This is a genomic window from Pseudomonas tehranensis, assembly GCF_014268615.1.
Classification (GTDB): Bacteria; Pseudomonadota; Gammaproteobacteria; order Pseudomonadales; family Pseudomonadaceae; genus Aquipseudomonas; species Aquipseudomonas tehranensis.
On sequence record NZ_JABWQV010000369.1, the window covers coordinates 1 to 3,596 of the forward strand.

Here is a 3,596-nt window from a genome sequence, read left to right on the forward strand (position 1 = left end):
TCGCGAGCAAGCCCGCTCCCACAGGGGGGAACGGTGTTGTTTAGTGCTGCAGGATTTTCTCAAGGAAATGCTGCGCACGTTCGGAGCGGGCGCTGATGTCGCCGAAGAACTCTTCCTTCTCGCAGTCTTCGATGATCTGGCCCTGGTCCATGAAGATCACCCGGTTCGCCACTTTGCGGGCGAAGCCCATTTCGTGGGTCACGCACATCATGGTCATGCCTTCGTGGGCCAGTTGCACCATCACGTCGAGCACTTCGTTGACCATTTCCGGGTCAAGGGCCGAGGTCGGTTCGTCGAACAGCATCACGATCGGGTCCATCGCCAGGGCGCGGGCAATCGCCACGCGCTGCTGTTGGCCGCCGGAGAGCTGGCCGGGGTGCTTGTGGGCATGCGCCGACAGACCGACCCGCTCAAGCAACTGCAGGCCTTTCTGAGTGGCTTCTTCCTTGCTGCGGCCCAGCACCTTGATCTGTGCGATGGTCAGGTTTTCGGTGATGGTCAGGTGCGGGAACAGCTCGAAATGCTGGAACACCATGCCAACGCGCGAGCGCAGTTTCGGCAGGTTGGTCTTCGGGTCGGCGATGGACGTACCGTCGACCACGATGTCGCCTTTCTGGAACGGCTCCAGGGCGTTTACGCATTTGATCAGCGTGGACTTGCCCGAACCCGACGGACCGCACACCACCACAACCTCACCCTTGCTGACCTCGGTGCTGCAATTGGTCAGTACCTGGAAGTCCCCATACCACTTGTTGATGTTCTTGATAGAGATCATACGGCGAACCTTTTTTGCAGACGCTTGACCAGCAGCGAGGCGGCAAAGCTGATTGTGAAGTACACGAGACCTGCGACGATCAGGAACTCATGGGAGCGGCCGATGATGTCGCCATTGGCCCGCGAAGCATTGAGGAAATCCACCAGACCGACCGTGTAGACCAGCGAGGTGTCCTGAAACAGGATGATGCTTTGTTGCAACAGCAGCGGGGTCATCTTGCGAAACGCCTGGGGCAGGATGATCAGGCGCATGGTCTGGCCATAATTCATGCCCAGCGCCTGGGCAGCGCCCATCTGACCCTTGGGGATCGACTGCACACCAGCCCGTACGATTTCGCAGAAGTACGCCGCCTCGAACATCATGAACGCCACGACGCAGGAGCCAAACGCACCGATCGGTGTGTCTTCGCCAGTGATCCAGCGCAGTACGAACGGCACCGCCAGGTAGAACCAGGTGATGACCAGCAGCAGCGGGATCGAGCGGAAGTAGTTGACGTAGGCGCCAGCAATGCTGGAGATCAGCTTGTTGTGGGACAGGCGCATCAGCGCCAGGATGGTCCCCAGGATGATCCCGCCGACGACGCCCAGGGCCATCAACTTGAGCGTCATCACCATGCCGTTCCACAAACCGGGAATGGCCGGGATGATGCCAGTGAAGTCGAGTTCCATTATTTACCCCCCACGGAAATCAGGCCGGGCACCGCGACTTTCTGCTCGACCATGCGCATGAGCAGCATCAGGCTCATGTTCAGGGTGAAGTAGATCAGCGTCGCCAGGGTGAAGGCTTCGAACAGGTTGGCGGAGAACTCGGCAGTCTGTTTGGTCTGTGCGAGCAGTTCCATCAGGCCGATCAGCGACGCCACGGAGGAGTTCTTGAAGACGTTCAGGAATTCCGAGGTAAGCGGCGGAATGATGATCCGGTAGGCCTGGGGCAGCAGGACGTTCCAGTAGATTTGCGGCAGCTTGAAGCCCATGGCCCGGGCGGCGGCTTCCTGGCCACGCGGCAGCGCTTGAATACCGGTGCGAACCTGTTCGCAGACCCGCGCGGCGGTAAACAGGCCCAGGCACACCACGACGCTCAGGTAGGCCGAGGTCGTGGGGTTCAGGTCCTGCTTGTACCACTCCTGCAGGTCTGCTGGCAGCAAGTCGGGCACCAGGAAGTACCAGATGAACAGCTGAACCAGCAGCGGCACGTTACGAAAGAGCTCCACGTAGCCGGTGGCGATACCCGATACCAGCCGGTTCGGCACGGTGCGCATCACGCCCAGAACCGAACCCAGCAGTAGGGCGATGATCCAGGCCGCGACGGCGATGGCGATGGTCCAGCCCAGGCCGGCCAGGTACCAGTCGAGATAAATCTCGCTGCCGATGCCGGTGGACTTGAAGAACACGCCCCAGTCCCAGTTGTAATTCATTAGGGTCTCCCCTCAGATCGATCGATATGCAAATACCCGCCTGGGGAAGCTCCATTCCCACCTGACCCTTGAAGGGCAGGCACACACGATCGGCTCGACAGCCACCGGTTCGAGTGTTTCCAGATATGCCAGCAGGGAGTGACCATTCCCTGAAAGTGCAAAAGCACTTTCAGGGAACAAGGTTAGTCAGGAATCAGGATTTCTTTTCGTCGGCCGCTTTGTCGGTCGGTTCGGCGATCAGTTTCTTGAGCTCTTCGCTCATCGGGAAGTTCAGGTTCAGGCCTTTTGGCGGAATTGGCTGCATGAACCACTTTTCGTAGATCTTGTTGATTTCGCCAGAAGCGTAGGTGGCCTTGATGGCGTCATCGACTGCCTTTTTGAACGGCTCGTCGCCCTTGCGCATCATGCAACCGTAGATCTCGAAGGACTGCGGGGTACCGGTCACGGCCCAGTCGGCGGGTTTCTTGGCCTTGGCCATTTCACCGGCCAGCAAGGCGTCGTCCATCATGAAGGCAACGGCGCGGCCGCCTTCGAGCATGTTGAACGATTCGCCGTGGTCCTTGGCCGAGATCACGTTCATGCCCATCTGCTTGTCGGCATTCATGGACTTGAGGATGCGCTCGGACGTGGTGCCGGCGGTGGTCACGACGTTCTTGCCCTTGAGGTCGTCGAAGTCTTTGTACTTGGAGTCTTTCTTGGACAACAGTTTGGTGCCGATCTCGAAGATGCCAACGGAAAAATCAACCTGCTGTTGACGCTCGACGTTGTTGGTGGTGGAACCGCATTCCAGGTCGACGGTGCCGTTTTGCACCAGCGGGATACGGGTTTGCGAGGTCACCAGGTTGTACTTGACCTGCAGGTTCGGCACGTCCAGTTCTTTTTTCAGGGCTTCGACGACTTTCAACTGAATGTCGTGGGAATAGCCGACCGGTTTGCCGGAGGCGTCCGCGATGTAGGAAAACGGAATGGAAGCGTCGCGATGCCCGAGCGTGATGACGCCGGACTCTTTGATCTTTTTCAGCGTACCGGTGAGTTCGGCAGCGAAAACCGGGGTGCTGATCAGAGCGGCAGCAATGGCTGCGCCCAGGAGATGGGGAACGATGCGCATCGATATTTCCTCGACATTGTTTTTCTTATTCAGCCGGTTCGTCGGCCCTGAGTGCTTCGAAGTACCTGGCAGCTCCTGTTGTGTTGGCATGCAGGCATTCGTCTCGAAGGAGTGTAGAGCATGAGTCGTGCCAGGCCAGTTGGCTCAGATTAACTGTTTGTTTTTAAACGTAATTAAGGATTTTTTTGATTTATTCCACAGGCTGTTTATCCGGTTGGCCGAATTGACTGGCCGGTCGTGTTCGGAAAACCGAATGGCTTGAGCCTGCACCAATCCCCTGTGGGAGCGGGCTTGCTCGC

4 protein-coding genes are annotated in these 3,596 nt (G+C 58.2%); all 4 read right to left on the minus strand.

The annotated features are described in order from the left end of the window. Positions 1–40 precede the first annotated feature (40 nt). The 4 genes from HU811_RS25900 to HU811_RS25915 all read right to left on the minus strand — a co-directional run bounded on the left by HU811_RS25900 (position 41) and on the right by HU811_RS25915 (position 3,297). Entirely contained in the window at positions 41–775 is a 735-nt protein-coding gene (locus HU811_RS25900; RefSeq protein WP_047227036.1) for an amino acid ABC transporter ATP-binding protein, read from the minus strand. Then, positions 772–1,443: an amino acid ABC transporter permease gene (locus tag HU811_RS25905; protein ID WP_186658909.1), complete on the minus strand. Its 672-nt coding sequence runs from the start codon at positions 1,441–1,443 to the stop codon at positions 772–774. The genes HU811_RS25900 and HU811_RS25905 overlap by 4 nt, the downstream gene beginning before the upstream one ends. Further along, on the minus strand, positions 1,443–2,189 hold the full coding sequence (locus HU811_RS25910; RefSeq protein WP_186658912.1) for an amino acid ABC transporter permease: 747 nt from the start codon (positions 2,187–2,189) through the stop codon (positions 1,443–1,445). Before HU811_RS25910 ends, HU811_RS25905 begins: the two co-directional genes overlap by 1 nt. A gap of 193 nt (positions 2,190–2,382) precedes the next feature. Further along, positions 2,383–3,297 carry a glutamate/aspartate ABC transporter substrate-binding protein gene (locus HU811_RS25915; protein WP_092393211.1) on the minus strand — a complete coding sequence of 305 codons (915 nt, stop codon included), beginning with the start codon at positions 3,295–3,297 and terminating at the stop codon, positions 2,383–2,385. Positions 3,298–3,596 lie beyond the last annotated feature (299 nt).